This is a genomic window from Citrobacter sp. Cpo030 (assembly GCF_030333005.1).
Lineage (GTDB): Bacteria > Pseudomonadota > Gammaproteobacteria > Enterobacterales > Enterobacteriaceae > Citrobacter > Citrobacter portucalensis.
In genome coordinates, this window is sequence record NZ_JAOWGT010000075.1 from 125765 (window position 1) to 143258 (window position 17494).

17 protein-coding genes are annotated in these 17494 nt (G+C 53.0%); 8 read left to right on the plus strand and 9 right to left on the minus strand.

What is annotated here, in order from left to right; all coding sequences use genetic code 11:
• Positions 1-208: 208 nt before the first annotated feature.
• On the minus strand, positions 209-775 hold the full coding sequence (gene gmhB / locus OGY37_RS21905; protein ID WP_126319180.1) for a D-glycero-beta-D-manno-heptose 1,7-bisphosphate 7-phosphatase: 567 nt from the start codon (positions 773-775) through the stop codon (positions 209-211).
• Positions 776-964: 189 nt separating this feature from the next.
• On the opposite strand from gmhB, the gene metN reads away from it, so the two are divergent.
• The 6 genes from metN (at position 965) to proS (ending at position 6559) form a co-directional block, all read left to right on the plus strand.
• Positions 965-1996 carry a methionine ABC transporter ATP-binding protein MetN gene (gene metN / locus OGY37_RS21910; protein WP_003829140.1) on the plus strand — a complete coding sequence of 344 codons (1032 nt, stop codon included), beginning with the start codon at positions 965-967 and terminating at the stop codon, positions 1994-1996.
• Positions 1989-2642, plus strand: coding sequence for a methionine ABC transporter permease MetI (locus OGY37_RS21915; RefSeq protein ID WP_003018471.1), 654 nt, complete (start codon positions 1989-1991; stop codon positions 2640-2642). The genes metN and OGY37_RS21915 overlap by 8 nt, the downstream gene beginning before the upstream one ends.
• Before the next feature lie 44 nt (positions 2643-2686).
• On the plus strand, positions 2687-3502 hold the full coding sequence (gene metQ, locus OGY37_RS21920; protein WP_003829145.1) for a methionine ABC transporter substrate-binding lipoprotein MetQ: 816 nt from the start codon (positions 2687-2689) through the stop codon (positions 3500-3502).
• A 116-nt stretch (positions 3503-3618) separates the two neighbouring features.
• Entirely contained in the window at positions 3619-4023 is a 405-nt protein-coding gene (rcsF, locus tag OGY37_RS21925; protein WP_003018477.1) for an envelope stress sensor lipoprotein RcsF, read from the plus strand.
• The gene (gene tsaA / locus OGY37_RS21930) at positions 4020-4727 is read left to right on the plus strand and encodes a tRNA (N6-threonylcarbamoyladenosine(37)-N6)-methyltransferase TrmO (protein WP_003829147.1); all 708 of its coding nucleotides are present in this window, start codon (positions 4020-4022) and stop codon (positions 4725-4727) included. Before rcsF ends, tsaA begins: the two co-directional genes overlap by 4 nt.
• A 113-nt stretch (positions 4728-4840) precedes the next feature.
• The gene (gene proS / locus OGY37_RS21935; RefSeq protein ID WP_286621882.1) at positions 4841-6559 is read left to right on the plus strand and encodes a proline--tRNA ligase; all 1719 of its coding nucleotides are present in this window, start codon (positions 4841-4843) and stop codon (positions 6557-6559) included.
• A gap of 44 nt (positions 6560-6603) precedes the next feature.
• On the opposite strand, the gene nlpE is transcribed toward proS, so the two are convergent.
• From nlpE to OGY37_RS21950, 3 genes are read right to left on the minus strand one after another with little or no spacing between them, the layout of a single operon-like run.
• A complete protein-coding gene (gene nlpE, locus OGY37_RS21940; RefSeq protein ID WP_085951559.1) occupies positions 6604-7302 on the minus strand; it encodes an envelope stress response activation lipoprotein NlpE in 699 nt (232 codons plus the stop codon).
• 30 nt (positions 7303-7332) lie between these two features.
• Positions 7333-7755: an alternative ribosome rescue aminoacyl-tRNA hydrolase ArfB gene (arfB, locus tag OGY37_RS21945; protein WP_032942412.1), complete on the minus strand. Its 423-nt coding sequence runs from the start codon at positions 7753-7755 to the stop codon at positions 7333-7335.
• Positions 7752-8297: a YaeQ family protein gene (locus OGY37_RS21950; RefSeq protein ID WP_003018497.1), complete on the minus strand. Its 546-nt coding sequence runs from the start codon at positions 8295-8297 to the stop codon at positions 7752-7754. The genes arfB and OGY37_RS21950 overlap by 4 nt, the downstream gene beginning before the upstream one ends.
• A 188-nt stretch (positions 8298-8485) precedes the next feature.
• Between OGY37_RS21950 and OGY37_RS21955 the strand changes: the two genes are divergently transcribed.
• Both OGY37_RS21955 and rof read left to right on the plus strand, forming a co-directional pair.
• Positions 8486-8686 (plus strand): YaeP family protein, encoded by a 201-nt coding sequence (locus OGY37_RS21955; RefSeq protein ID WP_003018499.1) that lies wholly within the window; start codon positions 8486-8488, stop codon positions 8684-8686.
• Positions 8673-8933: a Rho-binding antiterminator gene (gene rof, locus OGY37_RS21960; protein ID WP_003018503.1), complete on the plus strand. Its 261-nt coding sequence runs from the start codon at positions 8673-8675 to the stop codon at positions 8931-8933. The genes OGY37_RS21955 and rof overlap by 14 nt, the downstream gene beginning before the upstream one ends.
• A 42-nt stretch (positions 8934-8975) precedes the next feature.
• On the opposite strand, the gene tilS is transcribed toward rof, so the two are convergent.
• From tilS to dnaE, 5 genes are all read right to left on the minus strand, one after another.
• Positions 8976-10271 (minus strand): tRNA lysidine(34) synthetase TilS, encoded by a 1296-nt coding sequence (tilS, locus tag OGY37_RS21965; protein ID WP_148362422.1) that lies wholly within the window; start codon positions 10269-10271, stop codon positions 8976-8978.
• Positions 10272-10332: 61 nt separating this feature from the next.
• Positions 10333-10722, minus strand: coding sequence for a VOC family protein (locus OGY37_RS21970; RefSeq protein ID WP_008786273.1), 390 nt, complete (start codon positions 10720-10722; stop codon positions 10333-10335).
• 66 nt (positions 10723-10788) lie between these two features.
• A complete protein-coding gene (ldcC, locus tag OGY37_RS21975; protein ID WP_148362423.1) occupies positions 10789-12927 on the minus strand; it encodes a lysine decarboxylase LdcC in 2139 nt (712 codons plus the stop codon).
• Between the two features lie 99 nt (positions 12928-13026).
• Positions 13027-13986 carry an acetyl-CoA carboxylase carboxyl transferase subunit alpha gene (accA, locus tag OGY37_RS21980; RefSeq protein ID WP_003829164.1) on the minus strand — a complete coding sequence of 320 codons (960 nt, stop codon included), beginning with the start codon at positions 13984-13986 and terminating at the stop codon, positions 13027-13029.
• A 12-nt stretch (positions 13987-13998) separates the two neighbouring features.
• Entirely contained in the window at positions 13999-17481 is a 3483-nt protein-coding gene (dnaE, locus tag OGY37_RS21985) for a DNA polymerase III subunit alpha (RefSeq protein WP_008786271.1), read from the minus strand.
• Between the last annotated feature and the right edge of the window lie 13 nt (positions 17482-17494).

The following is a 17494-nucleotide window of genomic DNA, read 5'->3' on the forward strand; positions in this document are numbered from 1 at the left end:
CTCTGTCGCGAGGTGGCGTATATTACGCTTTCCTCTTTCAGAGTCAACCCTCATTTTCAGGTTTTTCTCTTCAACCGAACAACCGGCTGTTTGTGTGAAGTGATTCACATCCGCCGTGTCGATGGAGGCGCATTATAGGGAGTCGACTCAGGAAGACAAGCGGAAAAATGCATTTTTGTTTCAACCGCTCACCTTTTATCCACAACGCTTACTTTTGCTGCTTTTTTATCGCCATTGGCAGGTCTGCCAGACTATTTATGACCAAATCTGCCGCATTTTCTGCTTCCGGCGTGACGGGTTTGCCTGTGCGGACCAATACCTTCGTGCCAACATTCGCAGCTGCCGCCGCCTGCATATCTTCAATTTTGTCGCCTACCATATAAGAAGCGGCCATATCGATGTGCAAGAAGTCTCGGGCGGAGATAAACATGCCAGGATGCGGTTTACGGCAGTCGCAGGCCTGACGATACTCTTCTACAGTACCCTGCGGGTGATGCGGGCAGTAGTAGATACCATCCAGCTCAACGTCGCGATCGGCCAGCGACCAGTCCATCCATTCGGTCAACGTTTCAAACTGCGCCTCAGTAAATTTACCACGCGCGATACCAGACTGGTTCGTCACGATAATAAGCGCGTAACCCATCTTTTTAAGTTCACGCATGGCATCAATAACGCCGTCGATAAACTCAAACTCGTCGATCTCATGTACATAACCGTGGTCCACATTAATGGTACCGTCACGGTCGAGAAAAATTGCGGGTACAGACTTTGCCACCTTTTATAGCTCCTGAATAAGGCATGTGGCTCTAGTATCGCATGTTTCAGCGGGCAAGAAAGTGCTCATCGTGCAAAGCCCGATTGATTTAGACGTCTGGATGCCTTAACATCCATCTTGTTGACGGCTTCGACCGTACCTGACAGACGAAAATGCCACGGCTAACTTAATTACGATAATAAATAACCAATGATTAAACTTTCGAATATCACCAAAGTGTTCCAGCAGGGGACTCGCACCATTCAGGCGCTAAATAATGTCAGCCTGCATGTTCCTGCCGGGCAGATTTATGGCGTTATTGGCGCCTCCGGTGCCGGTAAAAGTACGCTAATCCGCTGCGTTAACCTACTCGAACGCCCTACCGAAGGCAGCGTTCAGGTTGGCGGTCAGGAGCTGACCACGCTTTCTGAGTCGGAGCTGACTAAAGCTCGCCGTCAAATCGGCATGATTTTTCAGCACTTTAACCTGCTCTCTTCCCGTACGGTGTTCGGTAACGTCGCACTACCGCTGGAACTGGATAACACGCCAAAAGAAGAGATCAAACGCCGCGTAACAGAACTGTTAGATTTGGTTGGTCTTGGAGACAAGCACGATAGCTACCCGGCCAACCTTTCCGGTGGACAAAAACAGCGTGTGGCGATCGCCCGTGCGCTGGCAAGTAATCCCAAAGTGTTGCTGTGCGATGAAGCCACCAGCGCACTCGATCCGGCAACGACACGCTCGATTCTGGAATTATTGAAAGATATTAATCGTCGTCTGGGACTCACCATTCTGCTGATTACTCACGAGATGGACGTTGTAAAACGTATTTGTGACTGCGTGGCGGTCATCAGTAATGGTGAACTGATTGAGCAAGACACCGTTAGTGAAGTGTTCTCACACCCGAAAACGCCGCTGGCACAGAAATTTATCCAGTCCACGCTGCACCTGGATATTCCGGAAGATTATCTGGAACGTTTAAAAGCGGAGCCGGAAGCAGACAGCGTGCCGATGCTGCGTATGGAATTCACCGGTCATTCGGTCGATGCACCGCTGCTTTCTGAGACGGCCCGTCGCTTTAATGTGAATAACAACATTATTAGCGCGCAGATGGATTACGCCGGCGGTGTAAAGTTCGGCATCATGCTGACTGAAATGCACGGCACACAGGAAGATACACAAGCAGCCATCAGTTGGTTGCAGGAACACCATGTAAAAGTAGAGGTACTGGGTTATGTCTGAGCCGATGATGTGGCTGCTGGTTCGCGGCGTATGGGAAACGCTGGCAATGACCTTTGTGTCCGGTTTTTTTGGCTTTGTGATTGGTCTGCCGGTCGGCGTGTTGCTGTACGTAACGCGTCCGGGGCAAATTATTGAGAACGCGAAGCTCTACCGTACGCTCTCTGCGCTGGTGAACATTTTCCGTTCCATCCCGTTCATCATCTTACTGGTGTGGATGATTCCGTTCACCCGCATGATCGTAGGCACCTCTATCGGACTGCAGGCAGCTATCGTTCCGCTGACCGTCGGTGCCGCGCCGTTTATCGCCCGTATGGTGGAAAACGCGCTGCTCGAAATCCCGACCGGGCTGATAGAAGCCTCTCGTGCGATGGGCGCCACGCCGCTGCAAATTGTACGTAAGGTATTACTGCCAGAAGCGCTGCCAGGACTGGTCAATGCGGCCACCATCACCCTTATCACGCTGGTTGGTTACTCCGCGATGGGCGGTGCCGTCGGTGCCGGTGGTCTTGGACAGATTGGCTATCAGTACGGCTATATTGGTTACAACGCTACCGTAATGAATACAGTACTGGTATTGCTCGTCGTTCTGGTTTATTTAATTCAGTTATCCGGCGATCGCATCGTCCGGGCTGTCACGCACAAATAACGTTGCACACAACACTAAAAACTCATTAAGAAAAGGAAATAAGCATGGCGTTCAAATTCAAAACCTTTGCGGCAGTTGGAGCCCTGATCGGTTCTCTGGCACTTGTGGGTTGCGGTCAGGATGAAAAAGATCCTAATCACATCAAAGTGGGCGTTATTGTTGGCGCAGAGCAGCAGGTTGCAGAAGTCGCGCAGAAAGTAGCAAAAGAAAAATACGGTCTGGACGTTGAGCTGGTCACGTTTAACGATTACGTTCTGCCTAACGAAGCGCTGAGCAAAGGCGATATCGATGCTAACGCCTTCCAGCACAAACCATACCTGGACCAGCAGATCAAAGATCGCGGTTACAAGCTGGTTGCTGTAGGCAATACTTTTGTTTACCCGATTGCGGGCTACTCCAAAAAAATCAAATCACTGGATGAGCTGCAGGACGGTTCCCAGGTCGCGATTCCAAACGACCCGACTAACCTTGGTCGTTCCTTGCTGCTGCTGCAAAAAGTGGGCTTAATCAAACTGAAAGACGGTGTTGGCCTGCTGCCGACCGCGCTGGACGTGATTGAAAACCCGAAAAACCTGAAGCTGGTTGAACTTGAAGCACCGCAACTGCCACGTTCCCTGGACGATGCACAAATCGCACTGGCGGTCATCAACACCACCTACGCCAGCCAGATCGGCCTGACTCCGGCAAAAGACGGGATCTTTGTTGAAGATAAAGATTCCCCGTACGTAAACCTGATTGTGACTCGTGAAGACAATAAAGATGCTGAGAACGTGAAGAAATTCGTTGAAGCATACCAGTCTGACGAAGTGTACGAAGCAGCAAACAAAGTCTTCAACGGCGGTGCTGTTAAGGGCTGGTAATTTTAGGCTGTTTACAGAATCTGTAATATCATCAGGACGGGCGCTTGCCCGTCTTGTCATTTATGCAAGCACCTGATTCAATATCTGACGTTTAGATCATTCATTGAGGAAATATTATGCGTGCTTTACCGATCTGTTTAGTAGCACTCTTGCTGAGCGGCTGTTCTATGTTAAGCAGATCCCCTGTTGAACCCGTTCAAAGCACCGCAACCCCGCCGAAAGCGGAGCCGGAAAAACCGAAAGCACCGCGCGCTACGCCGGTAAGAATCATTACTAACGCTGAAGATTTAGTAGGCAAACCGTTCCGCGATCTTGGCGAAGTTAGCGGTGAATCCTGCCAGGCTTCAAACCAGGATTCCCCTCCGAGCATTCCAACCGCACGCAAACGCATGCAGATTAACGCATCAAAAATGAAAGCTAATGCGGTATTGCTGCACAGTTGCGAAGTGACCAGCGGAACGCCGGGTTGCTATCGCCAGGCGGTTTGTATCGGTTCTGCACTGAACATTTCGGCGAAATGAGCCATTTTCAGTTCGAGCAAATAGGCGTTATCCGCTCACCTTATAAAGAAAAGTTCGCCGTTCCACGCCAGCCCGGTCTGGTGAAAAGCGCCAGCGGTGAACTGCATTTGCTCGCACCTTATAATCAGGCCGATGCCGTTCGCGGCCTGGAAGCCTTCAGTCATTTATGGGTGATTTTTGTTTTTCATCAGACAATGGAAGGTGGATGGCGTCCGACCGTGCGCCCTCCCCGCCTTGGCGGCAACGCCAGAATGGGTGTCTTTGCCACGCGTTCAACGTTTCGTCCTAACCCTGTTGGCATGTCGTTGGTTGAGCTACGGGGCATCCGCTGCCATAAAGAGCACGTGATCCTCGAACTCGGTGGGCTGGATCTCGTTGATGGCACGCCAGTCGTAGATATAAAACCGTATCTGCCGTTTGCCGAATCGTTACCCGATGCTCGTGCCAGCTATGCTCAGGATGCCCCCCAGGCCAGCGTAGACGTGACGTTCAGTGAAGATCTCGCGGAGCAGCTACCGAAGCTCGAACAACGTTACCCGCATCTTCGTCAGTTTATTGCCGAAGTGCTGGCGCAGGATCCGCGTCCTGCCTACCGTAAAAACGAGGAAGAAGGCAAAACCTACGCCGTCTGGCTGCTGGACTTTAACGTCCGCTGGCGCGTCACGCCGTCAGGATTTGAGGTCTTTGCTCTGGAAGCCCGCTAATTTGCGTCGCGTACTCTTTTGACATCCCTTTCTCGCTGGTAAACTAAACCACTTTTGTTTTGTGCCAGGCTCGTTTTGAGCCTGTTCGATCGTTCAACTGGAACCGTAACAACATGCGTACTAGCCAATATCTGCTCTCCACTCTGAAGGAGACACCTGCCGACGCCGAAGTCATCAGCCACCAGCTGATGCTGCGCGCCGGGATGATCCGCAAGCTGGCCTCCGGGTTATATACCTGGCTGCCGACCGGCGTGCGCGTCCTGAAAAAAGTCGAAAACATCGTGCGTGAAGAGATGAACAACGCCGGTGCGATCGAGGTGTTGATGCCGGTCGTTCAGCCTTCTGAACTGTGGGAAGAGAGCGGCCGTTGGGAACAATACGGCCCGGAACTGCTGCGTATTGCTGACCGTGGCGATCGTTCGTTCGTCCTCGGCCCAACGCATGAAGAAGTGATCACCGACCTGATCCGTAACGAGCTGAGCTCTTACAAACAGCTGCCGCTGAACTTCTATCAGATCCAGACCAAATTCCGTGACGAAGTCCGTCCGCGCTTCGGCGTAATGCGCTCCCGCGAATTCCTGATGAAAGATGCCTACTCTTTCCACACCTCTCAGGAATCCCTACAGGAAACCTACGACGCGATGTACGCTGCGTATAGCAAAATCTTCAGCCGTATGGGGCTGGATTTCCGTGCAGTACAAGCGGATACCGGTTCTATTGGCGGCAGCGCCTCTCACGAATTCCAGGTGCTGGCGCAGAGCGGCGAAGACGATGTGATCTTCTCCGACTCTTCCGACTATGCGGCGAACATCGAATTCGCCGAAGCCGTTGCGCCGAAAGAGCCGCGCGCGGCAGCAACCCAGGAAATGACGCTGGTAGATACGCCGAACGCTAAAACCATCGCCGAACTGGTTGAGCAGTTCAACCTGCCTATCGAAAAAACCGTGAAAACCCTGCTGGTGAAAGCGGTTGAAGGCAGCAGCTACCCGCTGGTCGCCCTGCTGGTTCGTGGCGATCACGAGCTGAACGAAGTCAAAGCAGAAAAACTGCCGCAGGTTGCCAGCCCACTGACCTTTGCCACCGAAGAAGAAATTCGTGCGCTGGTAAAAGCAGGTCCTGGCTCGCTCGGTCCGGTGAATATGCCAATTCCGGTGGTTATCGACCGTACCGTTGCAGTAATGAGCGATTTCGCTGCCGGTGCCAACATCGACGGTAAACACTATTTCGGTATCAACTGGGATCGCGATGTGGCCACCCCGGAAGTTGCTGACATCCGTAACGTGGTCGCCGGCGATCCTAGCCCGGACGGCAAAGGTACGCTGATGATCAAACGCGGTATCGAAGTCGGCCACATCTTCCAGTTGGGTACCAAGTACTCTGAAGCGATGAAAGCCGCTGTTCAGGGCGAAGATGGCCGTAACCAGACGCTGACTATGGGCTGTTACGGTATCGGGGTCACTCGCGTGGTTGCCGCGGCTATTGAACAGAACTTTGACGATCGTGGCATCGTATGGCCAGATGCCATTGCCCCGTTCCAGGTCGCTATTCTGCCGATGAACATGCACAAATCCTACCGTGTGCAGGAGCTGGCTGAAAAGCTGTACGCTGAGCTGCGCGCGCAGGGTATCGAAGTGCTGATGGACGATCGTAAAGAGCGTCCGGGCGTGATGTTTGCCGATATGGAACTGATCGGTATCCCACACACCATCGTGCTGGGCGACCGTAACCTCGATAACGACGATATCGAATACAAATACCGTCGTAACGGCGAGAAAGAGCTGATTAAAACCGGCGACATCATCGACTTCCTGGTCAAAGCCATTAAAGGCTAATACCAACAAAAAGGCCCTGATTATCAGGGCCTTTTTTCTATCGATTAATTACACGCTTTACCAGGGATAAATTTCGCGTCTTTATCCGCCATCAACGTTTTCACTTTCTCACCCGTATCCGGGTTTGACTCCAACGTGAAATGCGCCTCAAGCGTCAGCAGTACGGACTGTCCGTTTTCCGCACGAGCGGCTAAATAGTCGCGTTCAAGCTGAGCGTTATTCGCCACCGGCATCCGTTTACCCGTTGCGCAGTCGGTAAAGATTGCCGCGTCAGCCATATAGAAATACATGCCTCGCATCGGCATTGGCGTCACCGGTAAGCTGGCGGAAACCGGCTGGAGCGTGTAGTTAAACTGTGACTCAATCGGGTTACCTTCACGATCGAGCATTTCCAGCGCCTCGCCTTTAGCCCGGTAGTACGACTTCTCACCTTTGCTGTCGGTCAGCACCAGTTTGTCGGCTGTACGCGCCCATGTGCCATAAGAGGCAAACGAAGACGGTTCATCCCGTACGCCCTGATAGCGTTCGTTCATCACCCATGTACCGTCTTTTTCCAGAAACAGAGAGGTTTCAATCCCTTCGCAGTCCGCACAAGGTAAGATGCCACGCCAGCTTTGCTGCATCGGTTTTAATTCTGCCGCCCGCGTCGGCTGTAGTACTTCAACTTCAGTACGGTTATTACAGCCGATCAAGGAAAAAAGCGTGCAGGCAGCGACTACGGACAATATTGCTGTTTTCACTATCAATTCCTTATAAATTTTTATTCCCGCTCGTCAGTCTTGCGTTCGACGAACTCTCCCACGCAGTGCTTTCACTGTGGACTTTTGCGCCTTCGATGACAACCTGCGCTCTTTCGAGGCGCGCGTAGGGCGAGTTGCCTGTCGGCTTTTTTGCACCGCGGTTAATTCTTTTATCACCGCCACCAGTCGGGAGATTGCCGCTTCCCGATTGAGCTCCTGGCTACGGTATTCCTGCGCCTTAATGATAATAATGCCATCGCCGCTAATCAGATGATGGCTGGCAGCCAGCAGGCGTTCCTTGTAATACTCTGGCAGGCTCGAGGCCCGAATGTCAAAGCGCAAATGGATAGCCGTCGAGGTCTTGTTAACGTGCTGACCACCCGCGCCTTGTGCCCGAATCGCCGTGATTTCCAGCTCATTATCAGGGATAGAGACGTTTCGGGAGAGAACAATCATGAACGCGGCTGCCACGCGGTCAGATGAATTTCCAGATTGTTCTGAGAGTCGGACAGCCAAATAGCGCCGTCCTGAATAGTCGCCTGCAGCGCCATTGTACGACCAGCAAAATCACTCAGTTGCGCCAGCTGTTCATCATCCAGATACCACACGGTGAGATTTTTAAACTGCGCACATTTGTTCTGGTTTTGCTGCCACCAGATCTGAGCCGCACGGCTGTTGTAGGCAAACAGAGCAACCTCACCAGACTGGGTACAGGCTTTCTTGATACGGCGCTCATCCGGCAGACCCAACTCAATCCAAAGATCGATGCCCAGATGGTCGTTACGCAGCCATGCTTCAGGCTCGTCTTCCGCGCTCAGGCCACGCGTGAACTGCAGCCGCTCATCGGCATATTTAATCCAGGCAAGCAGGCGCAGCATCATGCGCTCCTGGGTTTCAGAGGGGTGACGCGCCAGCGTCAAGGCCGCGTCAAGAAACTGGTTGCGGTCAAGATCCGCTACGTTGACGACGGCTTTATAAATTGTCGCTTTAAGCGCCATGGGAGAACTCCTTTCGAATCAGGCGCACATTGTAGCGAAAACTGCGGCAAAAGGCTGCTAACTGCTCATCTATCAAGACGCTGATATTGCTTGAATGAGTATGGTATAGTCACCTTGCTAAACAGAGTTTATCTTCGTAGGCTTAGACTTGCATCCACGGTTAAGTCAGAGTGCTGACAGGAGGGCATGTGGAAAAATATTGTGAGTTAATACGCAAGCGGTACGCGGAAATCGCCAGCGGAGACTTAGGGTATATCCCGGATGCGCTGGGTTGCGTATTGAAGGTGCTTAATGAAGTGGCGGCAGACAGCGCCCTTCCAGAGTCGGTCAGGGAAAAAGCGGCCTATGCTGCCGCGAACTTACTGGTGAGCGATTATGTCAATGAATGAAACGTATCAACCCATCAACTGCGATGATTACGACAATCTTGAACTCGCCTGCCAGCACCATTTGTTACTGACGCTGGCGTTAAAAGATGGCGAAGTTTTGCAGGCGAAAGCGAACGACCTGGTTTCACGCAAAAACGTGGAGTATCTGGTCGCAGATGTCGCAGGTGAAACCCGGGAGCTTCGCCTCGACAAAATTGCCAGCTTCAGCCACCCGCAGATCGGTACTGTGGTGGTCAGCGAATCCTGATTATTTTGGTGCCGGATGACGGTGCAAAGCATCTTATCCGGCCTACTTTCCACGCCAAACCAGACTCACGCCTTCTTCATCTTCCGCCGCTCCCTCACGCGTCACGAAAATACCCGCAGCCGCAATCAACGTTTCGCCGTAAAACAGCAGCGGTGTGGTATCTCGTCGCCAGGGCGGGATCCCCTGCTCCTGCCAGATTTTCTTTAATTTCCGTCCACCGTTACGCCCGACAATATGCAATAAGCCTGGTGCTTTGAAACGAATGCTGACGGTTTCATCCTCTTGCGGCATGCGCAATTCACCCGCAGAGATTAACTGAACCGAACCCAATCCGGCAGGCAGCGCCAACGGTGTTTTCCACTCTAACCATGGGATAACGGTTTCGCTTTGCCCATCGACTGACTTCACCCACCACAGCTGTGACTGATAACGACGGACCTCATACTCCCCAAGGCGAAAACAGGGTGAGGCATCTTCCCGCGCCAGCGCCACTTCCTGCCAGATACGTTCCAGTCCATCACGAGAAGGCATCGGCGCATTTAACCCCGCCAGCCAGCGACGAAGCAGCGCGGCACGACGCACGTCGCTCACCATCATTAACGGTACCAGTAACAATGTGCCGTGGGCTGTGATGCAATCGGCTAAATCGCTGGCCAGCAGTTCATCCAGTAAACTCTCCTGCTCAGCACACAGCGCGGCGCTGCGAGCTACGGCTTGCGCGAAGTGCGGCCAGCGCTGTTGCAGCAATGGGGTAACGCGCAATCTGAGGAAATTGCGATCGTAGGTATCATCCTGATTGCTTTCATCTTCAATCCAGCATAATTCATGCTGCCGCGCCCATGCTTCTAGCGCCTCTCGCGTTTGCGCCAGCAGCGGTCGAATCAGCTGGGTTCCGGCGAACGGTGAGTTTTCGCCCATGGCGGAAAGTCCGGCAGGACCACTACCGCGCTTAAGCGCCAGCAAAAAGGTTTCACACTGGTCATCGAGATGCTGGGCGGTCATCAGCACCTCGCCCGGTAGTAAGGTCTGCGCAAATGCCTGATAGCGCGCGCGTCGTGCCTGAGCTTCGATGCCCAGACCATCATCCTCAAGGTGTACCCGCTCAACCACCAGCGGCACCTGCCACTGCATACATACTGACTCACAGTGCTGCACCCAACTGTCTGCATGTGGGCTTAATCCGTGATGAATATGGATTGCGCGTAAAGCGACCTCAGGATGCTGCACTCGCCACTGCACCAGTTGATGCAGCAATACGGTGGAATCCAGCCCGCCGCTAAAGGCGACCAGAATCGATTGAAAATTCAGCAGTGAAGTGTTCAGCGTGAGTGTCGTCATGATGGTTACTTACAATGGCATTGCCCGGCACGTTACCGGGCTAACACCACAATGACAAGCCTTACATCTCGTACAGTTCGAGGGGCAATCCGTCCGGATCGTTGAAAAACGTAAAGCGTTTACCTGTAAATGGATCGATACGTATGGATTCACACTTCACGTGGTGTGCTTCCAGATGCGCGATCGACTTTTCCACATCCTCCACACTGAACGCCAGATGACGCAAACCGCAGGCTTCCGGTCGGCTCGGACGGCAAGGTGGAAACGGGAAAGAAAAAAGCTCAATCACATACTGGCCGTTCAATGCCAGATCGCCTTTCCACGAGTCTCTCTCTTCCCGATAGGCTTCGCTCATCAGTGTAAAGCCAAGCACATCGCAGTAAAATGCCTTACTCGCCGCGTAGTCCGTCGCAATAATGGCAATATGGTGAACCTGTTTTAATCCCAGCATAGCGTCATCGCCTCTTTCATTTTTCTCTCAGCACGTTACTCGTACGTCTTAGGGTCAGGCAAGTCGTTATGCCATTTTTAAGACTCTCACGCGATACACACCATCCTCGCCCAGTTTAGCGCCATGGATATCGGTTTCAAATCCCGGGTAGCGCTGCCCCACTGAACACAGCATCAGAAGAAAATCGAGGACAGCCCGGCTTTTAGCAGTGATCATTTCCCCGGGCATCAAGAGCGGCACGCCGGGAGGATAAGGCAGGATCATATTGGCGGACACGCGTCCTACCAGTTGATCAAGCGCCACGGTTTCCACCTCACCTTTGATCTGCCGCTGCCAGGCCTGGTGCGGTGTCATTTTCATTTCCGGCAAGGTATCAAATGCCCGCAGCATCAGTCCGGAGAGATCGTGCTGGCGGATCAGCTTATGGATCCCCTGTGCCAGATCCTGAATACGCATATTGCGATAGAAATCGGGATCTTCAGCATACAGATCCGGCAGCATATTTTTCACGCGTAAATTCAGATCGTACGAGCGCTTAAATTCCGTCAGGCCACGTAGCAGCCCCATCGCCCGGGTTTTATCAATGCCAATACTGAACAGGAACAACAGGTTATACGGTCCCGTTTTTTCGACGACGACGCCGCGTTCATCAAGGAATTTCGCCACCAGCGCCGCGGGGATCCCCTCTTCGCTCATATTTCCCTGTTCATCCATTCCCGGCGTCAGAATCGTGACCTTCACCGGGTCGAGGAACATGTGGTCGGCATCAGCATCATTAAATCCGTGCCAGTCTTCACCTGGCGCTACCGGCCAACATTCTGCTTCATCGACCTTTTCCGGCTGCCAGATATCAAAGAACCAGCCATCCGACTCTTCGCGCAGACGCTGCACTTCTTTACGGAAATGCAACGCCCGTTCCACCGAACGATTGATTAACCGCTTGCCGGAATTGCCACGCAGCATTGCCGCCGCCGTTTCTATCGACGCCACAATCGGATAGCTCGGAGACGTGGAGGTATGCATCATAAAGGCTTCGTTAAACGTGTCTTCATCATAGTCACCCTTAATGTGGATCAGCGAAGCCTGTGACAACGCCGCCAGCATCTTGTGGGTGGACTGGGTTTCAAAAATCAGCTTTCCCGGTACCCGTTCGCCGCTCATCCCGCTTTTTCCCTGATAGATCGGATGAAAATGGGTATACGGCACCCAGGCTGAATCAAAATGGATGGAGGGCACATCCAGGGTTTGCTTGATCCAGTTGGTGTTATAAAGCAGCCCGTCATAGGTGGAGTTGGTGATCACCGCGTGTATCGGCCATTGCGCCTGAGTCGTCTCTTCTACCTTGCGTTCAATACTTGCGCGGGTAAATTCCCGACGGGGTATACCGCCGAGGATTCCCAACGCGTTACGCGTAGGCTTCAGCCAGATTGGCACCACATCGCTCATCATCAGCAAATGCGCCAGCGACTTATGGCAGTTGCGGTCAATCAGTAACGTACTGCCTGCAGGCGCAGCATACATGCCGACAATCTTGTTCGATGTCGAGGTGCCGTTGGTCACCATATAGCTCTGCTCAGCACCAAAGGTGCGAGCGATGTACTCCTCCGCTTCGAGGTGTGGTCCGGTATGATCAAGCAATGAACCCAGTTCGGTTACGGAAATGGACACGTCGGCTTTCAGCGTATTGCCGCCAAAGAAATCATAGAACAGGCAGCCGACCGGGCTTTTCTGGTACGCCGTACCCGCCATGTGCCCGGGCGTACAGAAGGTATACTTTCCTTCCTTCACATAGGTAAACAGCGCCTTGGTGAACGGAGGCGTGATGTTATCGAGGTATTCGCTGGTGTACTGACGGATGCGGGTGGCAATATCTTCAGACTGACCCAGCGCATACTCAAAAAACCACAGCGCCATACGCAGGTCGTGCGCACTGACATCCATCGTCGAATGGGTATTAATAAAGGCGTAGAGCGGGAGATACTCGTTGAGCTGGTTGATGTCACTGCACAGCTCCAGGCTATATTCATCCCAGTCAAAAATGACGCCGCAAATTCGCGGGTTATGTTCGATAAACTTCAGCAGGTCAACGCTATTCTGCGGCCAGATAATCTGAAATCCCTGCTGTTGCAGCGCACGCTCAAGTTCCTTGATGGGCTCATCTTTATAAAAGACGCCATGCGGTCCCATGATGGCAATGATATTCATGCGTTCCTCCTGGAAAAACCTTAGTTAATCATAGCCTGGTCAAACCGCAGGTAAAAAAAAGGGCCACAACGTTGCGGCCCTTTTCGGAATTAATGCAGTTTACGCGTAACCGTAGCTCATCAGGCGCTGGTAACGACGGTTTTTCAGATCGTCTTTGCTTAACACGTCGAGATCGGCGAGATCGGCCAGCAGCTGTGCTTTCAGGGACGCAGCCATCACTTCCGGATTGCGGTGTGCGCCGCCTAACGGTTCCGGAATGATAGAGTCGATAAGCTTCAGCTCTTTCAGACGCGGGGCAACAATTCCCATCGCTTCTGCGGCCAGCGGTGCTTTGTCGGCGCTTTTCCACAGAATTGAAGCACAACCTTCCGGGGAGATAACGGAATAGGTGCTGTATTGCAGCATATTCACTTTATCGCCTACACCGATCGCCAGCGCGCCACCGGAACCACCTTCACCGATAACGGTACAGATTACCGGTACGCTCAGACGCGACATTTCACGCAGGTTGCGCGCGATCGCTTCTGACTGACCACGCTCTTCCGCGCCCACGCCCGGGTAAGCCCCTGGGGTGTCGATGAAGGTAATGATCGGCATGTTGAAACGCTCGGCCATTTCCATCAGACGCAGCGCTTTGCGATAGCCTTCCGGCGCTGGCATGCCGAAATTACGGCGAATCTTTTCTTTGGTCTCACGGCCTTTCTGATGACCAATGATCATCACCGGACGGCCATCCAGACGCGCGATACCGCCGACAATAGCTTTATCATCCGCATAGGCACGATCGCCCGCCAGCTCATCAAATTCATCAAACGCCAGGCGGACATAATCCAGGGTGTACGGACGCTGTGGATGGCGCGCCAGTTGGGCTACCTGCCATGCGCCAAGATCGGCGAAGATTTTACGCGTCAGTTCTACGCTTTTTTCACGCAGGCGATGCACTTCTTCATCGATGTTAATATCCAGTTTCTCATCCTGACGGCTAACCGCAGTCAAAGAATCGATTTTTGCTTCCAGCTCTGCAATCGGCTGTTCAAAATCAAGGAAATTCAGACTCATAGTATTCCTGTATTAGTCAAACTCCAGTTCCACCTGCTCCGAACCAATAAGGCCACGGAGATCGTTTAGCAAACGATCGCTCGGAGAGACACGCCACGTCGCGCCAAAACGCAACCGCGCACGTGCATCCGCCCTCTGATAGTAGAGATGTACTGGAATTGTCCCCGAGCGGTGGGGTTCCAGAGACTGACGGAGTCGGTTTAAAAGCTGGTCATCAATTTGCCTGTCCGTCAGCGAGATAGCAAGCCCGCGAGCATATTTTTCCCGGGCTTCGTCAATATCCATGACTTCACGGGCCATCATTTTAAGCCCGCCGCTGAAGTCATCAAAGCTGACCTGTCCGCTGACGATAAGTATGCGGTCTTTTTCCAGCAATTGCTGGTATTTATCCAGAGCATCGGTAAACAACATAACTTCCAGACGTCCGGAACGGTCATCCAGTGTACAGATGCCGATACGATTGCCGCGCTTGGTGACCATTACCCGCGCAGCAATGACGAGCCCCGCAGCCGTGGTGACTTTACCACGTTCTGTCGGATGCATGTCTTTCAGCCTGTAGCCTCCGACATAGCGCTCAATTTCTTTTAAATACTGGTTGATGGGGTGTCCCGTCAGGTAAAGCCCCAACGTTTCACGCTCACCATCTAATACCACCTGCTCCGGCCACGGTTGGCAACTGGCATAGGATTGTTCAATTTGCTCCGGTTCTTCCGCCAGCACGCCAAACATATCGGCCTGACCGATGGCTTCGGCTTTTGCATGCTGATCGGCGGCTTTTAGCGCATCGTTGAGCGAATTCATCAACGCCGCACGATGCGGGCCAAGGCGATCAAACGCCCCGGACATAATTAACTTTTCCAGCACCCGGCGGTTAAGTTTTTTGATATCCGTGCGCGCACAGAGATCAAACAGCTCACGGAAGTAACCGCCTTCGTTACGCGCCTCAATAATAGCTTCAATTGGTCCTTCACCCACGCCTTTTATCGCGCCGATGCCATAAACAATCTCGCCATCATCATTCACGTGAAAATGGTAAAGCCCGGAGTTGATGTCCGGCGGCAGGATTTTGAGCCCCATACGCCAGCATTCATCTACCAGCCCGACCACTTTCTCAGTGTTATCCATATCGGCGGTCATTACCGCCGCCATAAACTCAGCAGGATAATGCGCCTTCAGCCACAGCGTCTGGTAAGAGACGAGCGCATAGGCTGCGGAGTGCGATTTGTTAAATCCGTAACCGGCGAATTTCTCCACCAGGTCAAAGATTTTCATCGCCAGTTCGCCGTCTACGCCGCGCTTTTTCGCCCCTTCTTCAAAGGTGCCGCGCTGCTTAGCCATCTCTTCCGGCTTTTTCTTACCCATCGCACGACGCAGCATATCCGCGCCGCCAAGGGTGTACCCGGACAACTCCTGGGCAATCTGCATAACCTGTTCCTGATACAGGATAATGCCGTAGGTCGGCTCCAGTACCGGTTTCAGACACTCATGCTGCCATTGTACGTCCGGGTAGGAAATCTCTTCGCGACCATGCTTACGGTCGATAAAGTTATCTACCATCCCCGACTGTAGCGGACCAGGGCGGAACAGAGCCACCAGTGCGATCATGTCTTCGAAGCAGTCAGGCTGCAGACGTTTGATCAGGTCTTTCATACCGCGGGATTCAAGCTGGAAGACAGCCGTGGTCTCCGAGCGTTGCAGCATATCGAAGCTTTTCTTGTCATCCAGCGGGATAGCCGCAATATCCAGCGGTGGCTCACCGTTCTTTTCACGGCGCGCGTTGATCATTTCCAGCGCCCAGTTGATGATGGTGAGCGTACGCAGGCCGAGGAAGTCGAACTTCACAAGACCGGCATATTCCACGTCGTTCTTATCAAACTGAGTAACCGGGTGCAGCCCCTGTTCATCGCAGTACAGCGGCGCAAAATCAGTAATTTTTGTCGGTGCGATAACCACACCACCGGCGTGCTTACCGGCGTTACGCGTGACGCCTTCCAGCTTACGCGCCATATCGATCAGCGCTTTAACCTCTTCATCTGCCTCATAGATTTCCGGCAGTTGCGGTTCGGCTTCAAAGGCTTTTGCCAGCGTCATGCCCGGATCGGGCGGCACCAGTTTCGAAATACGGTCAACGAAACCGTACGGATGCCCCAGCACACGGCCCACGTCGCGGATAACTGCTTTTGCAGCCATCGTACCAAAGGTAATAATCTGCGAAACCGCATCACGACCGTACATTTCCGCCACGTGCTCGATAACCTGGTCGCGTTTCTCCATACAGAAGTCAACGTCGAAGTCGGGCATTGAGACACGTTCCGGGTTAAGGAAACGTTCGAACAGCAGGTCAAATTCCAGCGGATCGAGATCGGTAATTTTCAGCGCATAGGCGACAAGTGAGCCAGCGCCGGAACCACGTCCCGGGCCTACCGGTACGCCGTTATCTTTCGACCACTGGATAAATTCCATAACGATCAGGAAGTAGCCAGGGAATCCCATCTGGTTGATAACTTTAAGTTCAACTTCCAGACGTTCATCGTAAGGCGGGCGCTTCTGCGCACGAACTTCAGGGTCAGGGAACAAAAATTCGAGACGTTCTTCCAGACCTTCGCGTGATTTCGCCACGAGGAAATCCTCGGTGGTCATATCGCCGGTCGGGAACTGCGGCAGGAAATATTCGCCCAGACGCACCGTCACGTTGCAGCGTTTGGCTATCTCGACAGTGTTTTGCAGTGCTTCCGGAATATCCGAGAACAGCTCGCACATCTCATCTTCGCTGCGCATGTATTGCTGCGGCGAATAGTTACGCGGGCGTTTCGGGTCATCAAGGGTGAACCCGTCGTGGATCGCTACGCGGATTTCATGTGCGTCGAAATCTCCGGTTTCCAGGAAGCGGACATCGTTAGTCGCCACCACCGGTAGACCACGCGTTTCGGCCAGTGCTACGGCTGCGTGCAGATAATTTTCTTCATCTTGCCTGCCGGTGCGAATCAATTCGAGGAAATAGCAATTGGGAAAATGTTCTTCGTAAAACGCCACGCACTCGTCAACCAGTGCGCTATTGCCGCGCAGCAGGCTGCGTCCGACATCGCCCATGCGACCGCCGGAGAGCAAAATCAAACCTTCTTTTAGCTCGACCAACCAGTCCCGGTCGATAACCGGTCCTTCTGCGCCATAGCCGCGCTGATAGGCTTTCGAAATCAACAACGTCAGGTTCTGATAGCCGGTATTATTTGCGGCCAGCACGGTGAGCTGCGTGAGTTCATCGCCCAACAGCTCACTGCGGACATGAAAATCTGCGCCAACTATCGGCTTGATACCCGCACCGTGGCCCGCTCCGTAAAACTTCACCAGACCACACAGGTTGGTAAAATCGGTGATCGCCAGCGCAGGCATGCCTAACGCGGCCGCCTTTTTTACCAGCGGCCCGGTTTTCGCCAGCCCATCGATCATGGAGTAGTCGCTGTGCACCCGTAGGTGGACGAAACGTGGTTCAGACATCTTCAGATTCCTT

Bases quoted from the DNA above. Each gene is read 5' to 3' on its own strand.
- metN (WP_003829140.1), top strand. From the start codon at position 965: ATGATTAAACTTTCGAATATCACCAAAGTGTTCCAGCAGGGGACTCGC.
- OGY37_RS21915 (WP_003018471.1), top strand. From the start codon at position 1,989: ATGTCTGAGCCGATGATGTGGCTGCTGGTTCGCGGCGTATGGGAAACG.
- metQ (WP_003829145.1), top strand. From the start codon at position 2,687: ATGGCGTTCAAATTCAAAACCTTTGCGGCAGTTGGAGCCCTGATCGGT.
- rcsF (WP_003018477.1), top strand. From the start codon at position 3,619: ATGCGTGCTTTACCGATCTGTTTAGTAGCACTCTTGCTGAGCGGCTGT.
- tsaA (WP_003829147.1), top strand. From the start codon at position 4,020: ATGAGCCATTTTCAGTTCGAGCAAATAGGCGTTATCCGCTCACCTTAT.
- proS (WP_286621882.1), top strand. From the start codon at position 4,841: ATGCGTACTAGCCAATATCTGCTCTCCACTCTGAAGGAGACACCTGCC.
- arfB (WP_032942412.1), bottom strand. From the start codon at position 7,755: ATGATTGTTCTCTCCCGAAACGTCTCTATCCCTGATAATGAGCTGGAA.
- OGY37_RS21950 (WP_003018497.1), bottom strand. From the start codon at position 8,297: ATGGCGCTTAAAGCGACAATTTATAAAGCCGTCGTCAACGTAGCGGAT.
- rof (WP_003018503.1), top strand. From the start codon at position 8,673: ATGTCAATGAATGAAACGTATCAACCCATCAACTGCGATGATTACGAC.
- tilS (WP_148362422.1), bottom strand. From the start codon at position 10,271: ATGACGACACTCACGCTGAACACTTCACTGCTGAATTTTCAATCGATT.
- OGY37_RS21970 (WP_008786273.1), bottom strand. From the start codon at position 10,722: ATGCTGGGATTAAAACAGGTTCACCATATTGCCATTATTGCGACGGAC.
- ldcC (WP_148362423.1), bottom strand. From the start codon at position 12,927: ATGAATATCATTGCCATCATGGGACCGCATGGCGTCTTTTATAAAGAT.
- accA (WP_003829164.1), bottom strand. From the start codon at position 13,986: ATGAGTCTGAATTTCCTTGATTTTGAACAGCCGATTGCAGAGCTGGAA.
- dnaE (WP_008786271.1), bottom strand. From the start codon at position 17,481: ATGTCTGAACCACGTTTCGTCCACCTACGGGTGCACAGCGACTACTCC.